This window comes from Kitasatospora sp. NPDC093679, assembly GCF_040683455.1.
Classification (GTDB): Bacteria; Actinomycetota; Actinomycetes; order Streptomycetales; family Streptomycetaceae; genus Kitasatospora; species Kitasatospora arboriphila.
This window is the reverse complement of sequence record NZ_JBFBDW010000109.1, coordinates 1-5946: the sequence shown is the minus strand read 5'-3', so window position 1 is coordinate 5946 and position 5946 is coordinate 1. Positions and strand designations below refer to the sequence as shown.

Annotated in this window: 7 protein-coding genes; all 7 read left to right on the top strand. The window is 75.2% G+C overall.

Annotated elements, in window-relative coordinates; genetic code table 11:
• Positions 1 to 95: 95 nt before the first annotated feature.
• Entirely contained in the window at positions 96 to 548 is a 453-nt protein-coding gene (locus tag AB0O09_RS38530; RefSeq protein WP_363550438.1) for an ester cyclase, read from the top strand.
• Between the two features lie 212 nt (positions 549 to 760).
• A complete protein-coding gene (locus AB0O09_RS38525; RefSeq protein ID WP_363550436.1) occupies positions 761 to 1675 on the top strand; it encodes an FAD binding domain-containing protein in 915 nt (304 codons plus the stop codon).
• Complete coding sequence (locus AB0O09_RS38520) at positions 1672 to 2175, top strand: (2Fe-2S)-binding protein (protein ID WP_363550433.1); 504 nt, start codon at positions 1672 to 1674, stop codon at positions 2173 to 2175. Before AB0O09_RS38525 ends, AB0O09_RS38520 begins: the two co-directional genes overlap by 4 nt.
• On the top strand, positions 2172 to 4490 hold the full coding sequence (locus AB0O09_RS38515; RefSeq protein WP_363550431.1) for a xanthine dehydrogenase family protein molybdopterin-binding subunit: 2319 nt from the start codon (positions 2172 to 2174) through the stop codon (positions 4488 to 4490). The genes AB0O09_RS38520 and AB0O09_RS38515 overlap by 4 nt, the downstream gene beginning before the upstream one ends.
• Positions 4487 to 4891, top strand: coding sequence for an acyl carrier protein (locus AB0O09_RS38510; RefSeq protein ID WP_363550429.1), 405 nt, complete (start codon positions 4487 to 4489; stop codon positions 4889 to 4891). Before AB0O09_RS38515 ends, AB0O09_RS38510 begins: the two co-directional genes overlap by 4 nt.
• A complete protein-coding gene (locus AB0O09_RS38505) occupies positions 4888 to 5640 on the top strand; it encodes a 4'-phosphopantetheinyl transferase superfamily protein (RefSeq protein WP_363550426.1) in 753 nt (250 codons plus the stop codon). The genes AB0O09_RS38510 and AB0O09_RS38505 overlap by 4 nt, the downstream gene beginning before the upstream one ends.
• 176 nt (positions 5641 to 5816) lie before the next feature.
• A partial coding sequence (locus AB0O09_RS38500; RefSeq protein WP_363550440.1) for an XdhC family protein occupies positions 5817 to 5946 on the top strand: 130 nt, incomplete at its 3' end.

Here is a 5946-nt window from a genome sequence, read left to right as displayed (position 1 = left end):
CGCGCCCTCACCCCCTTTTTCCCCGCGCCGTGTGGGGGGGGCGCGCTGCCCGGGCCGCACCCCACCACCCGGACACCGTCCGGAGAGGACACCTCATGACCACCGTCCCGCAGGGGACCACCCCCGAGGCACGCAAGCAGAAGATCGCCCTGCTGTTCGAGAACATCATCACCAAGGGCGAGCTGGACCTCGCCGACGAGCTGTTCCACGAGGACTTCCACTGGCCGCAGTTCGGCCTGCACGGCCCGGAGGGCGTCCGGGCGTGGGTGCGGGCCTTCCGCACCGCCTTCCCGGACATGGACGACACCGTCCAGGAGCAGTGGGCCGAGGGCGACACGGTGATCACCCGCGTCCGCTGCATCGGCACCCAGCTCGGCCCGTTCCGGGGCCTGCCGCCGAGCGGCCGCACGGCCGACTTCACCGCCATCGGCATCGACCGCTTCGAGGGCGACAAGGTGATCTCCCGCTCGGCGCACTTCGACATCGCCGACCTGATGCGCCAGCTCGGCCACACCACCCTCGAGGTCCCGGCCGTCAACAACCCCTGACCCGTCGGACTCCCCCGGTCCGGCACCGCGTCGGACGTCCCGTCGGACACCCCCGGTCCGACTCCTCGTCCGGCACCGCCCGCCGGGCCGTCCCCCCGGCCCGGCGGGCACCCCCACCCGCCCCTTCGGCACCCGTCCCCCACACCCACGCCCGACCACTCGACCGCCGGCGCCCCGCCACCCGGCCCGACAGGACCCCCAGGAGAGAAGGCATGAAGCCGCCGCCATTCGCCTACTGCCGGCCGGAGACGGCCGAGGAAGCCGTCCACCGGCTCACCGAGTACGGACCCGACGCCCGCGTCCTCGCCGGCGGCCAGAGCCTGCTCCCGCTGCTCAACCGCCGCCTGCTGCGCCCCACCGCACTGGTCGACGTCGGCCGGATCGCCGCCCTGCGCGGCACCGGGCGGCACGGTGGCGCCCTGCACATCGGGGCGCTCACCACCCACGCCGACCTCGAACGGGCCACCGACCCCCACCTCCGGACGGCCCTGCCGGTCGTCCCCGAGACCGCCCGGCTGATCGGCCACCTGCCGGTCCGCCTCCGCGGGACGATCGGCGGCAGCCTCGCGCACGCCGACCCGGCCGCCGAGTGGTGCCTGCTCGCCGTCCTCCTCGACGCCGACGTGCAAGCCCTCGGCCCGGCCGGTGAACGCACCGTCCCGGCAGCGGAGTTCTTCACCGGCGCGCACCGCACCGCGCTCGCGCCGGGCGAACTGCTCACCGGCGTCCGCATCCCCCGCCCCGCCCCCACCGCGGCCGTCGCCGAGTACGGCTTCCAGCCGGGCAGCCTCCCGCTGGTCGCCGCCGCGGCCGAGCTCGTGCTCGACGACGGCCGGATCACCGCCGCACGGATCGCCGTCGGCGGCGCCGAGGACCGCCCCGTCCGCTCGGCCGCCGCCGAACAGGCGCTGCTCGGCGGCGCCCCCGACGCGCGACTGCTCGGCCACGCCGCCGGCCTGGCCGCCAAGGCGCTCGCGCCCGGGGCGGACCACCGGGCGGGCGCAGGCTACCGCCGCGACCTCGTCCGCACCCTCGTCCACCGGGCCCTGGCCGACTCCCTCGCCCGCTGCACGCCCCGACTCCGGCCCCGGTTCGAGGCCCGACTCCAGGAGGCATCCGCGCCATGACCACACCCGTTCCGCTGGAGCTCACCGCCAACGGGGCCGCGCACACGCTGGCCGTCGACCCGAGGCGCAGCCTCGCCGACGTGCTCCGCCGCGATCTCCGGCTCACCGGCACCACGGTCGGCTGCGAGACCGGGGCGTGCGGCTCGTGCACCGTCCTCGTCGACGGCGAGGCCGTCCGCTCCTGCCTGATGCTCGCCGTCCAGGCCGACGGCACCGCGGTCGAGACCGTGGAGTCCCTCGCCGAGGGCGCCGGGCCGGACGCCGAACTCGGTTCCCTGCAGCGCTCGTTCAAGGAGCACTTCGCCCTGCAGTGCGGGTTCTGCACCCCCGGCTTCCTGATGCTCACCACGGCCCTGCTGCGCAAGGAGCCGGACGCCGACCGGGCGCGCATCACCGAGTGCGCCGCCGCCAACCTGTGCCGCTGCACCGGGTACGAGCCGATCGTCGACGCCGTCGAGGCGGCCGCCCGCCGCGGCGCCGTCGCCCTGGAGGGCGCGTGAACGCCATCGGAGCCTCCGTCCCGCGGCTGGAGGACGACCGGCTGCTGCGCGGTCTCGGCCGCTTCCACGACGAGATCGTCCGGCCCGGCCAGTTGTGGCTGCGCGTCGTCCGCTCGCCCGTCGCGCACGCCCGGATCCGCGGCATCGACACGGCCGCCGCGGCGGCGCACCCCGGCACGGTCGCCGTCCTGACCGCCGCCGACCTCGCCGGGATGCCCCCCGTCCCGGTCCGCCAGCCCGCCCCCGGCATCGACTTCGCCCCCTACCTCCAGTCCGCCCTGGCCGACGGCCACGTCCGCTACGTCGGCGATCCCGTCGCCGCCGTCCTCTCCGAGGACCCGTACCTGGCCGAGGACGCGGCCGAGCTCGTCGCCCTCGACCTGGAGGAGTTGCCGGTCTCCCTCGACGCCCGCACCGGCGCGGACCTGCACCCCGAGAGCCTGCGCGGCGCCGGCGCCACGGTCGGCACGGTCGACTTCGCGTACGGCGACGTCGACGCCGCCTTCGCCGCGGCCGCGCACACCGTCACCGCCGACCTGCGGGTCGGCCGGCACAGCGGCACCCCGCTGGAGACCCGCGGCCTGGTCGCCGAATGGGACGCCCGGGCCCACCGGATGACCGTCTGGGGCGCCACCAAGGTCCCGTACGTCAACCGGCGGATCACCGCGCAGATGCTCGGCCTGGCGGAGCACCAGATCCACATGCTGGAGACCGACGCCGGCGGCAGCTTCGGAATCCGTGGCGAGTTCTACCCCGAGGACCTGCTCGTCCCGCTGCTCGCGCTGCGGACCGGACGGCCCGTCAAGTGGACCGAGGACCGCACCGAACACCTCGTGGCGGCCAACCACGCCCGGGAGCAGGAGCACCGCATCGAGCTCGCCTTCGACGCGGAACACCGCCTGCTCGGCCTGCGCGGCGAGGCCTGGATGGACACCGGCGCCTACATCCGCACCCACGGCGCGGTGGTCGCCGTCCTCACCTCCGCCATGATGTCCGGCCCCTACCGGATCCCGGCCTGCCGCAGCCGCGTCCACATCGTCACCACCAACAAGACCCCGGTCGGCACCTACCGCGCGCCCGGCCGGTTCCAGCACAACTTCGTCCGCGAGCACGCCATGGACCTCGCCGCCGACCGCCTCGGCGTCGACCCGGTCGAGCTGCGCCGGATCAACCTGCTGCACGGCGGCGAACTCCCCCAGCAGCGGCCGCTGCACGTCTTCGGCGCGCCGATGCTCCTCGACGGCAAGGACCACCTGGACCACTTCGACAAGTCCCGGGAGCTCTTCGGCTACGAGGCATGGCGCGAGGAGGCCCGGCAGGCCCGGACGCAGGGCCGGCTGGTCGGCGCCGGCTGCGCGGTGATCCTGGAGAAGGCCGGCCTCGGCCACGACAGCGCCGTCGTCGACATCGGGGCGACCGGCGCGATCCGCGTCGCCATGGGCGGCGCCAACGTCGGCCAGGGCGTGGAGACCGTCATGGCGCAGATCGTCGCCGAGGAGTTCGACGTCCCCACCGAGTCCGTCGCGGTGGTGCTCTCCGACACCGACATCCTCGCGGACGGCTCCGGCACCTTCGCCAGCCGGACCACGGTCGTCGGCGGCACGGCGGTGAAGCTGGCCGCCGAACAGGTCCTCGCCAAGGCCCGCCGGGTCGCGGCCGTGCTCCTCGGCACCGGACCCGAGCAGCTCGTCGTCCACGCCGGCTGCCTCGCCGTCGACGGCGAACCCGAACGCCGGATCGCCTTCGGCCGGGTCGCCGCCGCCTGCTACACCCCGCAGTTCGTCCGCACCGGCGAGGAGCCCGGCCTGATCGGCCGCGGCACCTACGCGGCCGGCGCGATGACCTATCCCTACGGCGCGCACTACGCGCAGGCCGAGGTCGACCCCGGCACCGGGGCCGTCAGACTGCTGCGCTACGCCGTCAGCTACGAGATCGGACGGGCCGTCAACCCGGCTCTGGTGCACGCCCAGATCCTCGGCGGCACCGTCCAGGGCATCGGCGGCACCCTCCTGGAGGACTTCCGCTACGACGAGCGGGGCCTGCCGCTGGCCACCACCCTCGACGAGTACCGCTGGCCGCGCGCCGGCGACCTGCCCGACATCCGGGTCGAGATCTTCGAGGACGCACCCGCCCCCGGCAACCCGCTCGGTGTGCGGGGCGCCGGCGAGGGCGGCACCGCGGGCGTCGGCGCCGCCGTGGCCAACGCCGTCCGCGACGCACTCGGGCTCACCGGCACCGTCGGCGCCCTGCCCCTGCACCCCGACCGGGTGATGGCCCTGATCCGCGCCACCGACGAGGAGGAAGAAGCGATATGACACGCCACCGGATGGTTCCGGAGTGGCTGGACCCGGACGAGTGGAGCGAGACCCCGCCGGAGGACACCGGAGCCGTGACCCCACCCGACCCCGCCGCCCTCGCCGCCGCCGGCCCGGCCGGACGGACGGCCCTGCTCGTGGACTACCTGCGGCGCGAAGCAGCCGCCCTGCTGCAGACCGAACCGGAGCGCATCGACGCCACCCGCCCGCTCACCAGCATCGGCATCGGGTCGATGATGGGCCTGGAGCTCCGGCAGCGCATCCGCGAAGCGACCGGCGTGGAACTCGACCTGCCCGCCGTGCTCCGCTCACCCGACCTCACCGCGCTCGCCGCCGACTTGACGGACGCCCTCGCGGACGCGCCCGCCCGGCCCCTCGCCGCCTCGGCGGGCACCGGGTGAGCGCCACCGCGGCGGCACCCCTCGGCGACGGCCGGGTGGACCTCTGGCTGCTCCGCCAACCCCACCCCGACGACATCACCGGTGCCCTCGACCTCTCCGAACTCGACGAGCGCGAACTCGCCCGGGCCAGCGCCTGCCGCCGCCAGACCGGCGGATTCCTCTACGCCTCCGCCCACATCGCGCTGCGCCGGCTCCTCGGCGCCTACCTCCACCACCCCGCCGCCGAACTGGAGTTCACCCGGCAGCCGTGCCCCTGCTGCGACAAGCCGCACGGCCGGCCGACACTCTCCGTCCCGGACTCCGCCGTGCACTTCTCGCTCTCCCACAGCAGCGGGATGGCCCTGGTCGGCATCGCCTCCGCCCCGATCGGCGTGGACATCGAACAGGTACCGCGCGCCTCGACCGTCGAGGTGTGCTCGACCGCGATCCACCCCGCCGAGCGGACCGAGATCGAGGCCGTCCCGCAGCCGCTCCGCCGGGCCGCCTTCGGCCAGCTGTGGACCCGCAAGGAGGCCTACCTCAAGGGACTCGGCACAGGACTCGGCCGCCCGCTCGCCGAGGACTACCTCGGCGCCGACGCCGCAGCCCGGCCGCCCGGCTGGACGGTCGTCGACATCCCCTGCGGCCCCCGCCACACCGGCGCCGCAGCCGTCCGCACCGAGACACCGATCGCCGTCTCCCCCCGCTGGATCCCCATCGAGAGCCTCTACACCGGCGCCACCGTCGACCTCTCCCACCTCGCCGCCTGACGGCACACGGGCCGTCAACTCAGGTGAACCCCCAGGGGCGCGGGGAACTGCGCAATCCGGGGCTGGTGATCACGACTGCACGGGCCAAGCCCTGATCCGCACAGCCGAAGTGCGCTGTTCCCCGCACCCAGGACCCGCCGTCCCACCTTCCCATCGGCCTTCGGAGGACCGCCCCCATGCAGGACATCGCCCCACAACTGCACGCCTGGCTCGCGTCCGGGCGCTCCTTCGCCGTGGCCACCGTCGTCGGCGTCTTTGGCAGCGCCCCCCGCGACCCCGGCGCCGCGCTCGCCGTCGACGAGACCG

Excerpts from the sequence above, each read along its gene's own strand:
- AB0O09_RS38530 (WP_363550438.1), top strand. The coding sequence starts at position 96 with ATGACCACCGTCCCGCAGGGGACCACCCCCGAGGCACGCAAGCAGAAG.
- AB0O09_RS38525 (WP_363550436.1), top strand. The coding sequence starts at position 761 with ATGAAGCCGCCGCCATTCGCCTACTGCCGGCCGGAGACGGCCGAGGAA.
- AB0O09_RS38520 (WP_363550433.1), top strand. The coding sequence starts at position 1,672 with ATGACCACACCCGTTCCGCTGGAGCTCACCGCCAACGGGGCCGCGCAC.
- AB0O09_RS38510 (WP_363550429.1), top strand. The coding sequence starts at position 4,487 with ATGACACGCCACCGGATGGTTCCGGAGTGGCTGGACCCGGACGAGTGG.